Origin of the sequence: Pseudomonas sp. TH37, assembly GCF_016650735.1 — a bacterium.
Taxonomy (GTDB): domain Bacteria; phylum Pseudomonadota; class Gammaproteobacteria; order Pseudomonadales; family Pseudomonadaceae; genus Aquipseudomonas; species Aquipseudomonas farris.
Window position 1 is genome coordinate 1,028,264 of the sequence record NZ_JAEKFD010000001.1, and the last position, 17,245, is coordinate 1,045,508.

The window sequence follows — 17,245 nt, forward strand, 5'->3', positions numbered from 1 at the left end:
GAAGTTGAAACTTAGATCGCTTTGAGCGTGCCTTTTGGCAGCGTGGCGGCGATGGCGCCTTTCTGGAATTTCATTTCGACGGTGTCGGAGACTTCCAGAACTACGAAGTCGTCGGACACTTTGGTGATCTTGCCGGCGATACCACCGGTGGTCACAACTTCGTCACCTTTTTGCAGGCTGCCCAGCAGGGTTTTCTGCTCTTTGGCGCGCTTGGCCTGTGGACGCCAGATCATCAGGTAGAAGATGACCAGGAAACCGACCAGGAAAATCCACTCAAAGCCGCCGCCCATTGGGCCAGCAGCAGGTGGAGCGGCGTCAGCCATGGCATTAGAGATAAAAAAGCTCATTTAGCACTCCAGTTGCAAATGTTGAATCTTGGGGTCAGAAAACTCAGTCCAAAGGCGGAACAGGTAACCCGCGTTTGGCGTAGAAGGCATCGACAAAGGCGGCCAATGTACCCTGTTGAATAGACTCGCGCAAACCAGCCATAAGCACCTGGTAATGGCGCAAATTGTGGATGGTATTCAACATGCTACCCAGCATTTCGCCGCACTTGTCCAGATGGTGCAGATAAGCACGGGAGAAGTTCTGGCAGGTGTAGCAATCGCAGGTTGGATCCAGCGGCGAATCATCATGGCGATGGAACGCGTTACGGATCTTCAGCACGCCTGTATCGATGAACAGATGCCCATTGCGGGCATTACGGGTTGGCATCACGCAATCGAACATGTCCACACCGCGGCGCACACCCTCAACCAGATCTTCCGGTTTGCCAACGCCCATAAGGTAACGAGGTTTGTCAGCCGGCATCTGGCCCGGCAGGTAATCGAGCACCTTGATCATCTCGTGCTTGGGCTCGCCCACCGACAGACCGCCGATGGCCAGGCCGTCGAAGCCGATTTTGTCGAGGCCTTCCAGGGAGCGCATGCGCAAATCCTGATGCATACCGCCCTGCACGATGCCGAACAGCGCCGCCGTATTATCGCCATGGGCTTCTTTCGAACGCTTGGCCCAACGCAACGACAGCTCCATCGAGACACGAGCGACGTCTTCATCGGCCGGGTACGGGGTGCATTCGTCAAAAATCATCACGATGTCCGAGCCCAGATCGCGCTGGACCTGCATCGACTCTTCCGGGCCCATGAACACTTTGGCGCCGTCGACCGGAGAAGCGAAGGTCACGCCCTCCTCCTTGATCTTGCGCATTGCGCCCAGGCTGAACACCTGAAAACCGCCGGAGTCGGTCAGAATCGGGCCTTTCCACTGCATGAAATCGTGCAGGTCGCCGTGCTTCTTGATCACTTCGGTGCCAGGACGTAGCCACAAGTGGAAGGTGTTGCCCAAAATGATTTCCGCGCCAGTGGCGACGATATCCCGCGGCAGCATGCCCTTGACCGTGCCGTACGTGCCCACCGGCATGAAGGCCGGGGTCTCGACGGTACCGCGCGGGAAGGTCAAACGACCGCGACGAGCCTTGCCGTCGGTGGCAAGAAGCTCAAAAGACATGCGACTGGTGCGACTCATTCTGTTTCCTCAGGGCCTGTTTCTTTAGGGGCGGTAGGCGCGGGATTACGGGTGATAAACATCGCATCACCGTAGCTGAAAAAGCGGTATTCGTTGTCGACGGCGGCTTTATAGGCGGCCATGGTCTCGGGATAACCGGCGAATGCCGAAACCAGCATCAACAACGTGGATTCAGGCAAATGGAAGTTGGTGACCAGGGCATCGACGACATGAAACGGCCGACCCGGGTAGATAAAGATGTCGGTGTCGCCACTGAACGGCTTGAGCACGCCATCGCGCGCGGCACTTTCCAGGGAACGCACGCTGGTGGTCCCCACCGCCACCACGCGACCACCGCGAGCGCGGCAGGCTTCGACGGCATCGACCACGTCCTGACCGACTTCCAGCCACTCGCTGTGCATGTGGTGGTCTTCGATCTTCTCGACGCGCACCGGCTGGAACGTGCCAGCGCCGACGTGCAAGGTCACGAACGCAGTCTCGACGCCCTTGGCGGCAATCGCCTCCATCAGCGGCTGATCGAAATGCAGCCCCGCCGTCGGCGCTGCCACCGCGCCCAAACGCTCGGCGTAGACCGTCTGATAACGCTCGCGGTCCGAGCCTTCATCCGGGCGGTCTATATAAGGAGGCAGCGGCATGTGCCCGACGCGGTCGAGCAGCGGCAACACCTCTTCGGCAAACCCCAGCTCGAACAACGCATCGTGACGCGCCAGCATCTCGGCCTCGCCACCGCCGTCGATCAGGATCTTCGAACCCGGTTTCGGCGACTTGCTGGAACGCACATGCGCCAGCACGCGATGACTGTCGAGCACCCGCTCCACCAGAATTTCCAGCTTGCCGCCGGAAGCCTTCTGGCCAAACAGCCGCGCCGGAATCACCCGGGTATTGTTGAACACCATCAAATCGCCCGGGCGCAAATGCTCAAGCAAATCAGTGAATTGACGGTGTGCCAGGGCGCCGCTGACCCCATCAAGGGTCAACAGGCGACTGTTGCGACGCTCGGCCAAAGGATGGCGGGCGATCAGCGAATCAGGGAGTTCGAATGTAAAGTCAGCAACGCGCATGATGGGGTTCGTCTAGCAGGGGCCGGAAGTCTAGCCGAAATAGTGAAAATTCTCTATGTACCTGATTGACCGACGGTAATCTCATCTCTATACTTCGCCGCCATTGAGCCCTGATGGCGGAATTGGTAGACGCGGCGGATTCAAAATCCGTTTTCGCAAGAAGTGGGAGTTCGAGTCTCCCTCGGGGCACCATATAGCAGTATCTGAAAGTCTCTACCAGACTCTCAGACCCAGAGAAACCGGCCACTTGGCCGGTTTTTTTGTGCCTATCTGTTTATCCCTGTCTCCCCCTATCCGTTGTATCCCTGTATCCCTGCTTGTATCCTGAGAAAAATACCGAACTTTGGGATACAAGGATGAAGCGCGCAGACATCAAGCGCCGCCCTCTCGCTGACACGACACTTGCGGGACTGGAGCCGGAATCAAAGGAATACCGTGAGCTCGACGGAAATGGCCTCTACTTCAGGGTCAAACCTGACGGAGGTAAATCTTGGCAACTCCGCTACAAACGTCCGGCTGGCAATTGGGCTTGGATGGGGCTTGGGGGTTATCCAGAAGTAAGTGGCGCATTTGCACGCGACAAAGCTGCTGATCTACGCAAAGTAGTGAGCAGTGGCGCCGATCCACTCGAACAAAAGCGATCTGCAAAAGCTGCAATCGATACGGCTAAAGCTCGAACCTTCCGGGCGGCCGCCGATGCTTGGCTCAAGGCGAAAGAAGAAAAGGGTCTTGCCCCTTCTACCCTAAATAAGATCCGCACGTACCTCGACAAGGACATCCTTCCTGCGCTTGGTGACAAACCCCTCGACGAGATTACCCGCACAGATTGCGCAGAACTCCAAGCATCGATAGAAGCTAGAGATGCTCACAACGTAGCGGAGAAGTGCCGCACCTGGATCAATCAGATCTTCGGTCGAGCCATTGGATTGGGCTTGACCGAAAACGATCCGGGTAGCCGTCTTCGCGATATCGCCGCCCAAGCACCAAAGACTCAACAGCATCCACATCTGCTTGAACCTGAACTCGGCGACTTCCTAACCGCGTTGAAAAACACACCCAGCAGACTGACAGCCCGAACTGCAGCATGGCTTTGCATATGGACGGCATCGAGACCGGGAATGGTTCGCTTAGCTGAATGGAAAGAGTTCGACCTTGATAAAGCGATTTGGACGACACCTGCCGCCAAGATGAAGATGCGCAGGGATTTTGTGTGCCCACTCCCTAAGCAAGCGCTTTCCGCTCTTAGAGAACTCCATTGCCTCACTGGGCGCAGTCGATGGCTGTTCCCCGGAGTCGGCGCTAAGAATCCGACGATTAGTGAAAACACCATCAACAAAGTCTTTGCGACGGTTGGTTACAAAGGTCGCTTGGTTGGCCATGGTACTCGTCATACCGCTAGCACTCTGCTCAGAGAACACGGCTGGCCGAAAGAGCATGTAGAAGCGCAGCTTGCTCACAAAGAGGAGGGAATCTCTGGGGTGTACAACAAGGCTCAATACCTTGAGCACAGAGTGAAAATGATGCAGTGGTATGCAGATCACCTTGATGCGTTAGCAAGTGGAAAAGTGATCAACGGACAGTTTGGAAAAGCGGTATGAGTAATCCTATCCCGCCCCCCTCCAAAAGACGTGTTACGGGTGTTACTCGTGTAACGAACACGACCAAACGCCCGAATTCATTGGCGTTCTCTCTCGTTACACGCATCAACAGTTTTCCGTACACCGCACGTAACGCAGGTGAAACGTGTAACAGAAGAAGCAACCTTCGCTCCCTGCTGGCAATTACTTCGACGGCGTACCGCGCTGGTCTGGCTCTCCGTCTTCGGGGCGTGGGGCAGCCTGATGGATGACGATTTGAATAGAGAGGATCTGGGATTACTGATCGCCGGCATGGACGTGAATTGTCTGCTGCGCGACATGGACGAGATCGAACTAGGAGTGAGCGAACTGGCGCTCTATGGCCACTTTTACGACCATTTCAAGGAAGGCTTCGGCCTCATCCATCATGCACAGGCTTTTTGGCTTGAGGATGGCGATTACGCTCAATGCGCAGATTCGATCATTCAGACAATGTTTCGCAAACGCGATGACATTGAACAACATTACAGCTTTAACGAGGCCTCCTCGCTGCCCGAAGCCGCTCGCCAATTCGTCGGCTTTGATCATCAAGCCTCTGACTCAAAACTGGTAGCGACCTACGCGCTGATCAAGGCAGTACAAGCAGTTGAAGTTCTTGCGAACTGGCTGTTCGATTTGGAGCTGAGCGTCTATGACTCGGAGGCTGATTTGGTGGAGTCAATACGCCAGACAGATCCCAAACAATACTTAAAGCTTATCGATAGAGCGCGAGACCGAACCAGCGGTTTCGAAATACGAAGCAGGGAAGACTTCGCGATATTCAAAGGAGAAGCGGAAAAGGCGCTGATGCTGTCCTCTCTTTACAGCCAGATTGAGAGCATCGATGTATCAACACCAGGCTTTGATGCGCACGGTTTTTTGCGCGCGGCCCTTGGCAACGTTACTGCCGCTCAAGCATCGCTACGTGGAAAAACAGCCGGTAGGGGCAACAGCAATCCAGAATCCGACAAGCAACAGGCAGCAGCAAAACGGCGCGAACGCATCTGCAAAGCAGCCGATCGCCATATCGCAGCTGACCCCAAAATATCTGAAACTGATTTGGTGAAGGCGCTCGTTGAAAAAGACAAGATAGCGTCGATACCTACCGTCAGAAAGTATCTCCGCGAACGCCGCTACTTACCCCGGTAACCCGCAAAAAAAGCAAACCATGTTTGCTTTTTTTTTGCTCCCTAGTCTGTGCCTGTCTCTCACCATACAGGCACGACTATGACTAGCTCTATCGCTACTGATATCAACTCCCGCCCTCATCGCGACCCAGACACGACCCTAATCAGAATATCTGAAGTAATGGGCATTGTTGGCTTAGCTCGCCCCACCATTTACAAGCTAATGCAGTGCACTGAAAGCGGCTTTCCGCGTCCCGTGAAACTGAGCATCAGCAACGCACGTGGCGCCCCTGTCGCATGGGTACTCGCAGAAGTCCAGGCTTGGGCACGCAGCCGCATTGAAGCACGTGATCAGGTGGCCGCATGAAGCGCAGCTACCGCCCATTCAAAGGGCCATTTCTCGACTCCTACAGCATTGGATTCCGTCTTTATCAACCAGGCGCAATCAACTGGCGTCATCGCACCATCGCGGGCGTGAGCTGGAACGGCGAAGAGCAGGAAGCGTTCTTTTTCAGCCCTGACGGCCTTGTTCTTCCGCTCAAAGCCAATCCATGGGAACTGCCCGAACTGATCCGCAAAAACGCGGTGCGCAGAGAGTTTTCGAGCGTCTATGGAACCGGCTACTTCGCGATGAGCGAAAGCCGCCTCGCCTCGCTCAAGTCGCGCGGTATGACCGACTGGGTCACCTACTGGCTGGTGGATCAATCGGCGGGGTATGCGAATGATCCGGCGGTATGGCAACGCATCACGGATGAGGATCTCGCCGTGGAGAAAAGCGCAACCGAGCGCCTTCACCACGACATGCGCCTGACCTCGGATCTGACCGAGTATTTGGATGAATGCCTCGCACAACACCGCGATTTTCTGGCAGTCGCATACCGCCGACGTTGCGCCGAGGACAGAAAGATTCTGACTTGGCTCAAAGGCGAAACACCACCGCCGCTATTTGCCTTTGTGCAGGAGGCAGCATGAGCCGAAAGATCGCAGACAACGTTTTCATGCACCCATTTTCGGTATTGCGCCGAATTGGCTTTTCGCCCCGCCTCATGCAGTGCCTTGAGCGATACCGCAGCCAGCAGGACAAGCAAGGGCGCGTGGTCAGCGTGCTCAGTTGGGCCGACGGCACCTGGTGCGCCCTGTCCCTCCACTGCGAAAAGACCGGAGCCGTGATCGTCGATGAAGGCCAGCAAACACAAGCCTACGAAGATGCACGATCCATGCTCAGCGATGGCTTCCTGCCCCTCCTTTCCCTGCGCTGGGAAACCCACGCCTGAAACGAAAACGCCTCCGGGGGCGATCCGGAGGCGTTGAGGTAAATCTACATGCACGAACAATTTATGCTGCACCTGAAAATTCCGCAAGTCATCAACGCAGTTGCACTTTCGAAAAACGGACGTTACTCTCTGGCCGTCGCTGCAAACTCAGCGACCGGGCTTGGTAACCCGTTGAACAATAGGCGCAACAGCGCCCATATCTCTTTTGCAGGCGCTTTTTTTGCGCCCGCAATTCCGTTTTATGGCGGCTGTGCGTGGGAGACCTTCGGGTCTGCCGGGTTCCTATTGTCCCGGTTTACCAACCTGCGCACAGCTGCCACCCATTCGCTTGGTAACGAACGTGGCAGCTCCTCAACAATAGGAGCTTCGCCAGATGCACGCCCTCAATCCGTCAAAAATTCGCGCCGCTGCACACCGTGCAATGGCTCTCGCCGCTTTACACGCCAATTCCAGCCTCGCTACACGCCTCTCCCGCTACAACAACCACATGGCCAAAGCCCGCGCACTCGAAACCGCAGGCGGTGCCCAATGAACAACGTCCTGAGTTTTGCCCTGCCAGAAGATCTGTTGTGCGTAAGCACTCACGCCGAAGCCGGCGTGCCCATCGACGCTATCACCTGCGCCATTGATCGCGCCGACTCGGTGCTGACGCTGCTTGAAGATCACTTCGAAAGCGAATCCTCGCGCCTCGCCAATCATGTGATCGCAGCCGTCCTTTGGGACGTACGCGGCACTCTCGGCCTGATCAAAACACTCGCCTTGCACGGTGACACCACCTCGATTCCTGCGGCGAAGAAAGGCGGTGCGCTATGAGCACTTCCACCACTCTTGGCCACGCCACATTTTCCCGCGTCAACGCCACCGACCTAAAGCTGTTTCGGGTCAATGCCGGTGTCCCGGTCGAGGATGCACTGGAGATGGTTTCGCAGCTTCAGCATCACGCGAACCAACTCAACCTCGACGCCGCCATGAGCGATCACGGCGAGCGCTTCAGTTGGCCTGCTCTGTACCTCGGCGAGATGGCCAAAGCCTTAATCGATGACATCAACGACGCACTGTTTTTGGCGAGGGCTGACGCATGAGCCGACGCCAAAACAGCACCGCCAAACGCCCAAGCTTTGCCGACGTGAAAGCCGCTGCACTGAAAGACATCGATCGTGTCCTATCGCACTGGCTGCCCAACGGCAAGCGCGTGGACAGCGGCAAGGAATATACCGCTCCAAATCCGACCCGCAGCGATAAACGCGCCGGATCGCTCAAGATCAATTTGAGCAAGGGCACGTGGGCCGACTTCGCCACCGGCGACAAGGGCGGTGACCTGATCGATCTGGTGCGCTATCTGGACGGCGGAACTGACGTCGATGCCTGCAAAAAACTGGCAAACCTGCTCAACGTAGCGCCCGGTGCCGCCGAGACGAAGGCAGCGCCCAGCAAGACAAAAGCGCCTGAGTGGATTGCCATTCAGCCGATCCCGGCCGAGGCCATGAACAAGTGCCCGGCCAAGCATCGGCAGCATGGCGCACCATCCACAATATGGATCTATCGTGATGCTCGGGGCCAGTCACTCATGGCGCTCTACCGCTTCGACCTCGGCCCCGATGAAGACGGTAAGCCGAAGAAGGTCTTTGCACCACTGACGTGGTGTCAGCGCGCCGATGGCCAAACCAAGCAATGGCGCTGGCAGGGCCTACCCGATCCGCGCCCGTTGCTGCGCCTTGATGAACTGGTCCAGCGCGCTGATGCGCCGGTTGCCCTGTGCGAAGGCGAGAAAGCTGCCGACGCCGCCGCTGAACTGCTGCCGGGTCACGTGGCCACCTGTTGGCCGAACGGCTCCAACTCCTGGCACAAAGCCGATCTGACACCACTCAAAGGTCGCGACGTGCTGTTGTGGCCGGACAATGACGACAGCGGCAAAGCCTGCATGGAAGCTATTGCCGATAAGCTGCGTGAAATCGGCGCCGCCTCGGTTCGAGTCATCGCGTTGGAAATGCTCAAACGCAAGCCCACGCTGAAGAACGAACGCGCCGCCTTCGCCAAAGGTGGTCAATGGGATGACGGCGACGATGCCGCCGATGCGCTCGCTAAGGGCTGGACAGCCGCCCATTTCGCCGAACTGGAAAGCAGCGGTGAATTGTTTGGATTGCCTGTGGAGAAGTCGGCGACGGAACCGACTGAAGCCAAGCCGGAACCCAAGACGAAAGCACCGGCCAAGCGTCCTGCGAAATCGAAAAACGACCTAATGCCCGGTGGCTTTCGTCTCACGTCCGAAGGTGTGTTTTATGCGGGCGATGACGGCGAATCGCGCCCAGTGTGTTCGCCTCTGGAAATACTCGCCCGTACCCGCGATGACAAAGGCCAGAACTGGGGCCTATTGGTCGAGTTCGACGACCCCGACGGCGCCAAAAAACGCTGGAACATCCCGGCGCGCACCATGACCGGCGACTTCGGCAAAGACGTACTTGGCCCGTTGGTGGATATGGGTCTGCGTCTCGCCGGTAGTCGCTCCGGACGCAATGCACGCAACGACCTACAAAGTTACCTCGGCGGCTTCGACAGCGCGCAAAGGGCACGACTGGTTACCCGCCTGGGTTGGCACGACAACGCTTTTCTGCTGCCCGAGCAGCAGGTCGGAGCGCACAGCGAACATCTGCACTTCTACGAGGCCGGCTCTCAGCTTCCGCCGATCAGCGAAGCAGGCTCGCTTAAGCAGTGGCAGGAGCAGATCGGCGCACTGTGCGTCGGCAATCATCGATTGGCGTTCGTCGTCGGCGTGGCCTTTGCTGGCCCGCTGCTGCACATGCTTGGCCATGAGTCAGGAGGCTTCCACCTGTATGGCGACAGCTCTGGCGGCAAGACCACTCACCTGCAAGTCGCCGCCTCGATCTACGGCGGGCCGCGTCTGGTGCGTTCGTGGCGCTCCACCGACAACGCGCTCGAATCCATCGCCGCCGCGCACTCAGATGGCCTTCTGGTGCTCGATGAAATCGGTATGTGCGATCCACGCATCATTGGCGAAACGGTGTACATGCTGGGCAACGGCACCGGCAAGGCACGAGCCAATGATCGAGGGCAAGCAGGCCGACAGGTACAGGAGTGGCGCTTGCTGTTTCTCTCCACCGGCGAGAAGACGCTGGCCCAGCACATGGCCGAGGCCAACAAGGTGCTGAAAGCGGGCATGGAGGTGCGCATGCTCGCAGTCCCGGCTGATGCGAGCAAAGGACTCGGCATGTTCGACGCCCTCAACGGCTTTGAGGATGCGGCGACCCTTGCCGATGCGCTGAAGGCTCGGGTAGCGAAGTACTACGGCACACCGCTTACGGCGTTTCTAACGGCTCTGTGTGAACCCGGCAAACGTCACGGTTGGTCCGCCATTCTGCGCCGCATGCTGGAAGGATTTATCGCCCAGTCGCTACCGGCCTCGGCCAGCGGACAGGCACGCCGTGCAGCAGCTCGCTTCGGCCTCGCAGCCGCAGCCGGTGAACTGGCCACCGCGATGGGTATCACCGGCTGGCCGGATGGGACTGCCACCACCGCTGCTCGCGTGTGCCTCAACGCATGGATGAACGAGCGTGGCGGCACCGGGAACTTCGAAGGTGATGCGATCTTGGCGCGCCTGCGCCAGGTCATCGAGCGCTTCGGCGAAAGCCGTTTTACCCGCTGGGAATCGGCGGCGGCGAAGATCGACGAACACGGCCCGCGCACCATCGATCGCCTCGGCTTTCGCAAGACGCTCGAGCACGGCATGGGCGACACCATGCACACCACCAACACCTATTACGTGCTGACCGAGGCATGGCGCTCCGAGATCTTCCGGGGCATGAACCTCACCGCAGTGAACAAGGAACTGCTGCAACGCGGTGTGCTGGAGCCGGGTAGCGACGGCAAGGCGTCGAGTCTGGTCCGCCTGCCCGGCCTTGGTCCACAACGCTGCTACATCGTGAAGACGATCCCGGGAACGGATGACAGCGAGGCTAGGGCTGCCTGAGGGCATCTCCGCAGATCGAGGTAGCGCCGGCTCACTCCCGGCCTCGCCAGCCGCTCATTCAACCCAAACCCAAATTTGAAGGAACATGACAGATGAACGAATTTCAAGCATCCACAGAGCAACGCGAACTACTGACCAATGAGCTGGAAAGCCGTGAAGCTACAGTGCTCGCACAGCGTGTTTCGGACAGCAGTGAAGCGACCGGAAATTGCGACAAGAAACAGCTGCTGCTGGGCGAGATCGAAAAACTGAAAGTCGAGAGGGATAAATACCTGAGTGAAGTCGAACAGATGTATATCGAGATCGCTCCGCTAGAGGCGCTGCTGGAGGATGAGGAGACGCTGGATACTGATCGGCTTTACGAAATTCGCAAACAGTACAACACCCTGAAAATCCCTTACGACTCTCGAAAGCATCAGGCCAGCATTGTTACTGATCGGATTACCCGACGTGAAAAGCTCGTTAATCACGAGACATTGATGGCGGGCTACACCGAATCGATGGCGAACTGGAAAGCCGACGAGCAGGAGCTCAACGAAAAGCGGAACAGTCTCAGTACCCGTTTGGAGCAGATCCAGAAGCAAGCGACTGAGGACATGGCAAAAGCCCGGCAGGCCGAAACCGATGCAGCAACAGCCTATGCTCAAGCTGTGGCGTGGGGCGACACCGAGGGCGAAAAGAACGCCAATGCTGAAGCGCAAAAGGCTGCGAAAAACCTCACGACTGCAACCGAGCACAATCGTCGCCAGCACTTGATCATCGCAGCGCTGGAACAGGAAATGGTCATCGTCGACCAGCACATAGTTGAGGCTCAAAAAGAACACAATGCCATCGAACGAACAGCCATGTTCCTGGCGCAGACGGTATTGGAAGAACAGTGGAACGAAAAAGCGCAAGCGCTGATGGATGCAGGAGGCAAGCTGTGGGCTGTTGAAAGGATGCTGGGCGGCGACCAACTCAGTCTGAGGAGATTGGTGCTTCCAAAAGAAGGTGAAGGCTTCGACACATGGAGCAGCCGTGAATTGTCGGAGCGCTCTCATAAGCACACCGTGCAAGACGTTCTCTCGTTGTAACGCGCTAAGCCACCTGAAACAGCCTGCGCACGCGGGCTGTTTAGAACCCCGCCAGGATAAAGATCATGAACACTCAAATACAGAGCAGCGCGAGCTGGACCGATACACTCAAGGCCCGCAAAAACCATCTGACCGCATTGCTGAAAATCGTGGACATAAAAACCGGAAAAGCCACTACGGTTCAGAAACTCACTGTCGACTTGATAAAGGCTGAAATAAACCACGTCGATAGCAAGTTATACGGCCGAAAATAATGCTGAGCTTGTATGCTGCAATACTATTCAGATAGATATCTTCAAAACAAACATCAGGAAACGCTCATGTCCAAACTTGCCGAATACCGTCAGCTTGAAAAACACTTGGCCGAACAGCTCCAGGCGCTGGAAGCACTGAAGGGCGATGCCGCATTGAAGAAAGAAATCGAGTTCGAGACCAAGCTGCGAGGACTGCTGGATCAGTACGGCTTTAGCCTGAAGCACATCATCAATTTGCTAGATCCACAAAGCGGCAAGCGCGGTCCAACTTTGGCCGCCACGACCGGCACCCGCAAGCCTCGCGAACTGAAGACTTACAAGAACCCGCACACCGGCGAAGTCGTAGAAACTAAAGGCGGTAATCACAAGACGCTGAAAGAGTGGAAAGCCAAGCATGGTTCGGATTTAGTTGAAAGCTGGCTGAGAAAATAAGTTCCGGATTTAGTAAAAAGGTCTCTATGAGGCCTTTTTTTAACCTAGCCCTACTTCTTCCTACAGTGCAATATTAAAATCGAGACTAACCGTCTCAAAACCTTTTAAAAATAAATACCTGACAGAAATGCCTAGTAGAATCGTACAAAACAAGTAAAAAACAAGTAAAAAACAAGTAAAAAACAAACTCAATATCATGCTAAAACAAAGTTTTCTCCAGATAAAACTCCATTCCAGGCGTACAGTAAATTGACCCCGCCGCCGAGACATCCAAGATCTCCAGCTCAAAATTCATCCTGGCAGAAATCATTATTTTTTCTAGCTTTACTGCAGGAGAGTTATATTCTTTCTGCAATTCCAGTAGCGCATTTGTTATAGATGCAACCTCAATACGAGCGGTAGCCCTATCTCCCACAGGGACTTGGCTAGCTGTGACTTTCGTCACGACGAGACGATCAATGGCAGGCTCCCCCTGGATAAGGCTGTAGACTTCCGCCAAATTAAAAGAGGCTTTCTTTAATGCCCCTTCATATGCAAAAGCTTCCATCAATTTTTTTGAAAAGCTTTTTATAGAAACAGGCGGCCTAAGAATTTTTATTAAGGACAACCCCTCACCAACTTTGATTACAGTGAAATCTATAACAACATATCGAACGATATGAATTTTTTGTACATCACCAAATGGCGTATCGACCTCCTCGAAAATCTCTAGCCGTTCGAAAAATTTCGCATGCACCCTATCCGGAGATACTTCAATCAATTCAAACCCTGATGGATTATCAACACTAAACGTATGCTTCTGCAGCGCATCCGCTACCCGCTTACCATGAGTCAATATGAGCCAGAGCTGTTTAATTGGTTTCATCTTTACCTCCTGAAAACTCTTCAGCCACTTCATCAAGTGTTTTCATGGCTGCTGCCTCCAATAGACGCAGCATTCGCTTTTCTGCCAGAGACTCACATGAGGTTTTGTTTTTATTATGATGACCACTATCTCCCAGCTTATATCTACCTTTTACTGCGTATGAGAACTTCTCACAGTGTTCCGGTTCTGTAAACTGGGCCTCCAACTCATAAAGATCGGACTTCTCAGATGCCGAATGAGTAGTCCAAACTATCTTACAAACATAAAATCCGGTTTTCAGCAACCCGTCCAACTCTTGGGAAAACAACAAACCCTCGCCCTTTAGCGATGCTTTTGTAATATGAATCCCTAGATCTCCCTCGGCTGAATCAGCTTTTATTTTCGGATTATATACATAGACGTCCGTAACATCCTTCAACACATATCCATTTAGATTTGCTAGCAAACTCCTAAAAAACTTTGTCCTTAACTTATTGTCGTGGATCGAACTCATCTCTATTTCTTTCAAGCCTAGGCTTCCACCCTCGCTGTTCTTAGCAAGCAAATCTATCAAAATGCCCTTTGAGTTATCCATAAAATTATTCTGGGGCCCCCTGACATTCAAACCAGACTCTGTTACTTCTATTTCAAAAACACCTTCCCTTTCAACAGTCTGTTTAAACTCAGATTTATTACTATTGTAATCATCATATAAAACCGTTATCTCCATTTTCTTCTGAACCCATTTTACGCTGACCTTAGCCCCCTTGCTTTCAAGCTCCTCTTTAAACGCTTGAGCCGCCACCTCAAGTTTACTATCTCCAATATTCCCCTGAAGGCTTGATATCGCAACTCGCTCCTTGCGGCTATTACCACCAAATATCCCAGCGATTCTTTGGTGATCGTAGTAGTCATGATTCATGCGACTAAAATACAAAGCTAAGACTTTCCTCTCTGTATCTTGTGAAATCAATATCCCCCTACTTAAGAGAAGCTCACGTATATCTGCATTTTTAAAATTGTATTGGACGAGCGCATCATATACTGCTTTATCAGACGCATAATATAAATGACCGCTTTTCATGAGTATCTCCATGCCAGAACCCCGGGCATATATCTCGGAGCGGACAAATTTACAACCTCAAACTCAATCCGCTCAAGCTCTGTTTTCTTATAAGAGTCCATCCCCCAACCCGCCAAGTATATGTTTTTTGCCGTCTCAAAGTTACTCTTAATTAGTTTGTGCGGATTGCTATGAGCCACTCTAATTTTGATGGTGCATTTCTGACGAAGAATTTGAAACCTTGACAACGAGTCTAACAAGTAGCGGAACTCATATTCTGTCGAACCATCTTGGTTATAATAGATCACATACCCCTCGTTACCGCGCTCATCAAGCTCTTTACCACTCATTGGATCCCCGTGCTTTATTATCATGTAAGGAGCACAGAGTAACTCCACAGTGGCGGGCAACGAGTCTGGATCTCCATGGGATTTGTGCAAGTACAGATCAGGATAAAAAAAGGAATAATCTTTTATTGGAAACTCATCTTCCGCGTGCAGACTTTTCATATCTGTCACTACGGTAAAAAGATAACGAATTCGCTCTGAGTCCAGGACATGTAGCATTTGCCCCTCTTGAATACCGAGCTTATCAGTATTTATAGGCTCGACGAGCTTTAGAAAATCCTTATGGTATTCACCATCATGATTATATATAAAAAGCATGCCCCTGATTTCATAAAGCACTTCATCAAGAATATATTTTCTTTGCCACTCAGAACTTGATCTAGCACAATCGATTGTTTTAGCCAGCGACTCTAGTGCTGCGATTATATTTGGCGTAGAAATGCTGCCTTTTGCGTAACTTTTTAAATCTGTATTTAGCATAACAACCCTATTTGTATAAGGATCGAAATACTTGAACACCACATCTACGGGATGGCTGTGCTTGGGCTCCGATAAAACTTTACTCTTTTTCTTTGGGGGGGCTTTATGCTTATCAACTTTGTGACAATCAAAGTTTTCATCCATAATGGGAACAGCATCCCACTTAAACCATTTAAATATATCCTTAGTTACCTTCACCGCAACCTCGGTGATATTTGCAACTTCCCCAGCCATAACACCCCCTCAATAGACCTATATAATCTTTATACTATAACCTCACACCACCTACCATTTTTATCAGCACCTATTTCCTGAAATAGCTTAATAGACTGACCTTTCTAGAAACGCATTCTACCCCTGTGAGTAAAGCCTCAGTTTATCCAGCAGCCCTCACTGGCCGAATCATAAAAATGTATGTGCCGAATACCTATACTACGCAGAGCCTCTTCTGCCCTCTGCATATATCCTGCATCTTCATTCCAAACTGATACCGCTACGCGAGTAATGTTTGATCGCCGCAACTGATCAATTATATGCTGATCTTGCACCGATATATTCCAACCATATATCACCAGTGAGTCATTCAGAGAAGGAACTACCTCTCTATAGACACGCTGCAGATACGATGCGCTTTCAATAGCAGACTTCTTATGCTCGGCGGTCCCTTCACATACAAATAATGGAATTGCGCCTCTCCCTTCCCAGCTATCTAGAATCACATCGAGTAATCTTTCGTCGCCACCTGCCAACTTTACTTCTGCGCCAGTTTCAGAACGGGCAAGAACCAAATTCCCGTGCGGATAAAAAACCAATGTGGATCTTTCCGCGCCGTATGGCTCCCTCAATGATTCCCAATCATCACGAAAACTCCGAGGCATAAATCCATCTTTAAACCAACGCCCTAAAGTTCTATTACCAAACATTATTGCCCAATACACAATAAGATCGTAATTCAGGGAAACGACGGTATCGAATCTTTTTAAAAATCTATATATATTGGGCAAATGCTCTTCGGCATCCGCATAGGTGACATGTGTCTCACGCACTGTTTGAATCAATGCGGTTCGGACCTGCTGATATGCTTGTTCAACTGCGCCAGGCTGGTTACCAAACGCTTCATTGACTAGAGAGGTATACCAGAGACGCCTAAGAACGAGTTCAAAGTCGAAAGTATTGAATCGCTGAAAGACCGTCCGAACAGGTCCGTCGAGAAACCCCATCTGGTTCGCTGCCTCATACAACGATCCATACCCGAAATCAGGATGGACGGCCATGCTGGCTCCATTTCCTAATAAAACCGTGTGGTTAAAATTATCGCGAATTTCTCGCCAATCAACGATGTTGGGCATCACCTTTCCTTGGTAGATTTATGGAATCAGAACGCTATCAGTCCTCTCGAACCCTGTCTATCGCCCTTAAGCCCACTTGCAAGAATTCGTTTACGCACCGAACTTTGCTCGGCCGCGCTTGAAACGGTCCTGTTTGTAGTTATCTAGACCAGCTCGGCAAAGCGCTGTCAGGCAACGAGGGCCTGGCTTGAGCGGTTCATTGGGGGTGGATTCAAATATGCGTCCCTAGTAATAGCCTCTCTTTGGTAGTCAACACTCTCCACTCTGGACGCTGCCATCCTTTGCCGGAGATGCGTTACACCCACCTGCCCCGTAACACCGCCCCAAAATAGAACCCCACACGGTGTGACTGAATAAATCTCCTTTTGATACAAGTAGTTAGCTCGCTCGTAACACCAGTAACACTAGTAACACGGGATTGAGAGCGGCATCTCCCCGCTCCCCCGTTAATCACAATTCCTTCAGCGCCAAAAGCAGCCTGCCGGAAACATCTAGTGGAGGCTGGGGCCCTATTTAAAGCAGATCCTTATTCGATCGTATCCGCGTCGCGGCTAACAGCAGTCAGGCGTAAGAACACGAGCCATTCATTTCCATGACGCCTCTCCATCCGGCAGATCATCAACAGATACTAGTAGGCCTGGCTGAATCTTCGGCCCCGACCTTAAAAAAACGCTGGGGCCCCTGGGTCCTTTCGATGGACACGGGGTCGGAAACCCGTCGGACCTTGTTAGCGGGAGTACTCCCAGCTTAGTGAACAGGTGAACCGGGTAAACTGCTGGTTCACCAGTGCATTTGCCCTACGACACGGCCGATCCC

General features: G+C 53.2%; 19 protein-coding genes and 1 tRNA gene. 13 read left to right on the top strand and 7 right to left on the bottom strand.

Features of this window, described 5'->3' with window-relative positions; all coding sequences use genetic code 11:
* Positions 1 to 11 precede the first annotated feature (11 nt).
* From yajC to queA, 3 genes are read right to left on the bottom strand one after another with little or no spacing between them, the layout of a single operon-like run.
* Positions 12 to 347: a preprotein translocase subunit YajC gene (yajC, locus tag JFU11_RS04870; RefSeq protein ID WP_201059921.1), complete on the bottom strand. Its 336-nt coding sequence runs from the start codon at positions 345 to 347 to the stop codon at positions 12 to 14.
* Positions 348 to 390: 43 nt separating this feature from the next.
* Positions 391 to 1,506, bottom strand: a complete 1,116-nt coding sequence (gene tgt / locus JFU11_RS04875) for a tRNA guanosine(34) transglycosylase Tgt (RefSeq protein WP_187326394.1) — start codon at positions 1,504 to 1,506, stop codon at positions 391 to 393.
* A 14-nt stretch (positions 1,507 to 1,520) separates the two neighbouring features.
* Complete coding sequence (gene queA / locus JFU11_RS04880) at positions 1,521 to 2,585, bottom strand: tRNA preQ1(34) S-adenosylmethionine ribosyltransferase-isomerase QueA (RefSeq protein WP_123719901.1); 1,065 nt, start codon at positions 2,583 to 2,585, stop codon at positions 1,521 to 1,523.
* A gap of 107 nt (positions 2,586 to 2,692) precedes the next feature.
* Here queA and JFU11_RS04885 point away from each other — a divergent pair.
* From JFU11_RS04885 to JFU11_RS04945, 13 genes are all read left to right on the top strand, one after another.
* Positions 2,693 to 2,777: transfer RNA gene (locus JFU11_RS04885), tRNA-Leu, on the top strand.
* 164 nt (positions 2,778 to 2,941) lie between these two features.
* Entirely contained in the window at positions 2,942 to 4,183 is a 1,242-nt protein-coding gene (locus JFU11_RS04890; protein WP_201059922.1) for a tyrosine-type recombinase/integrase, read from the top strand.
* A 138-nt stretch (positions 4,184 to 4,321) separates the two neighbouring features.
* Positions 4,322 to 5,350 carry a hypothetical protein gene (locus JFU11_RS04895; RefSeq protein WP_201059923.1) on the top strand — a complete coding sequence of 343 codons (1,029 nt, stop codon included), beginning with the start codon at positions 4,322 to 4,324 and terminating at the stop codon, positions 5,348 to 5,350.
* 78 nt (positions 5,351 to 5,428) lie between these two features.
* Positions 5,429 to 5,695: an AlpA family phage regulatory protein gene (locus JFU11_RS04900; protein ID WP_201059924.1), complete on the top strand. Its 267-nt coding sequence runs from the start codon at positions 5,429 to 5,431 to the stop codon at positions 5,693 to 5,695.
* Positions 5,692 to 6,300 carry a hypothetical protein gene (locus tag JFU11_RS04905; RefSeq protein ID WP_201059925.1) on the top strand — a complete coding sequence of 203 codons (609 nt, stop codon included), beginning with the start codon at positions 5,692 to 5,694 and terminating at the stop codon, positions 6,298 to 6,300. Before JFU11_RS04900 ends, JFU11_RS04905 begins: the two co-directional genes overlap by 4 nt.
* Entirely contained in the window at positions 6,297 to 6,602 is a 306-nt protein-coding gene (locus JFU11_RS04910; RefSeq protein WP_201059926.1) for a hypothetical protein, read from the top strand. Before JFU11_RS04905 ends, JFU11_RS04910 begins: the two co-directional genes overlap by 4 nt.
* Before the next feature lie 373 nt (positions 6,603 to 6,975).
* Positions 6,976 to 7,134: a hypothetical protein gene (locus JFU11_RS04915; RefSeq protein WP_192230143.1), complete on the top strand. Its 159-nt coding sequence runs from the start codon at positions 6,976 to 6,978 to the stop codon at positions 7,132 to 7,134.
* On the top strand, positions 7,131 to 7,415 hold the full coding sequence (locus JFU11_RS04920; RefSeq protein ID WP_201059927.1) for a hypothetical protein: 285 nt from the start codon (positions 7,131 to 7,133) through the stop codon (positions 7,413 to 7,415). Before JFU11_RS04915 ends, JFU11_RS04920 begins: the two co-directional genes overlap by 4 nt.
* The gene (locus JFU11_RS04925; RefSeq protein ID WP_201059928.1) at positions 7,412 to 7,684 is read left to right on the top strand and encodes a DUF3077 domain-containing protein; all 273 of its coding nucleotides are present in this window, start codon (positions 7,412 to 7,414) and stop codon (positions 7,682 to 7,684) included. The genes JFU11_RS04920 and JFU11_RS04925 overlap by 4 nt, the downstream gene beginning before the upstream one ends.
* Positions 7,681 to 10,587 carry a DUF927 domain-containing protein gene (locus tag JFU11_RS04930; protein WP_201059929.1) on the top strand — a complete coding sequence of 969 codons (2,907 nt, stop codon included), beginning with the start codon at positions 7,681 to 7,683 and terminating at the stop codon, positions 10,585 to 10,587. The genes JFU11_RS04925 and JFU11_RS04930 overlap by 4 nt, the downstream gene beginning before the upstream one ends.
* 92 nt (positions 10,588 to 10,679) lie before the next feature.
* On the top strand, positions 10,680 to 11,660 hold the full coding sequence (locus JFU11_RS04935; RefSeq protein WP_201059930.1) for a hypothetical protein: 981 nt from the start codon (positions 10,680 to 10,682) through the stop codon (positions 11,658 to 11,660).
* Positions 11,661 to 11,725: 65 nt separating this feature from the next.
* Positions 11,726 to 11,914 carry a hypothetical protein gene (locus JFU11_RS04940; protein ID WP_201059931.1) on the top strand — a complete coding sequence of 63 codons (189 nt, stop codon included), beginning with the start codon at positions 11,726 to 11,728 and terminating at the stop codon, positions 11,912 to 11,914.
* 66 nt (positions 11,915 to 11,980) lie between these two features.
* Positions 11,981 to 12,346, top strand: a complete 366-nt coding sequence (locus JFU11_RS04945; protein ID WP_201059932.1) for a histone-like nucleoid-structuring protein, MvaT/MvaU family — start codon at positions 11,981 to 11,983, stop codon at positions 12,344 to 12,346.
* A gap of 199 nt (positions 12,347 to 12,545) precedes the next feature.
* Here the strand turns inward: JFU11_RS04945 and JFU11_RS04950 are convergent, their stop codons facing one another.
* From JFU11_RS04950 to JFU11_RS04965, 4 genes are all read right to left on the bottom strand, one after another.
* Positions 12,546 to 13,211, bottom strand: a complete 666-nt coding sequence (locus tag JFU11_RS04950; RefSeq protein WP_201059933.1) for a hypothetical protein — start codon at positions 13,209 to 13,211, stop codon at positions 12,546 to 12,548.
* Positions 13,198 to 14,274 (bottom strand): hypothetical protein, encoded by a 1,077-nt coding sequence (locus JFU11_RS04955; RefSeq protein WP_201059934.1) that lies wholly within the window; start codon positions 14,272 to 14,274, stop codon positions 13,198 to 13,200. The genes JFU11_RS04950 and JFU11_RS04955 overlap by 14 nt, the downstream gene beginning before the upstream one ends.
* Positions 14,271 to 15,314 (bottom strand): hypothetical protein, encoded by a 1,044-nt coding sequence (locus JFU11_RS04960; protein ID WP_201059935.1) that lies wholly within the window; start codon positions 15,312 to 15,314, stop codon positions 14,271 to 14,273. The genes JFU11_RS04955 and JFU11_RS04960 overlap by 4 nt, the downstream gene beginning before the upstream one ends.
* A 137-nt stretch (positions 15,315 to 15,451) precedes the next feature.
* Positions 15,452 to 16,429, bottom strand: a complete 978-nt coding sequence (locus JFU11_RS04965) for a DUF4917 family protein (protein ID WP_124337184.1) — start codon at positions 16,427 to 16,429, stop codon at positions 15,452 to 15,454.
* Positions 16,430 to 17,245 lie beyond the last annotated feature (816 nt).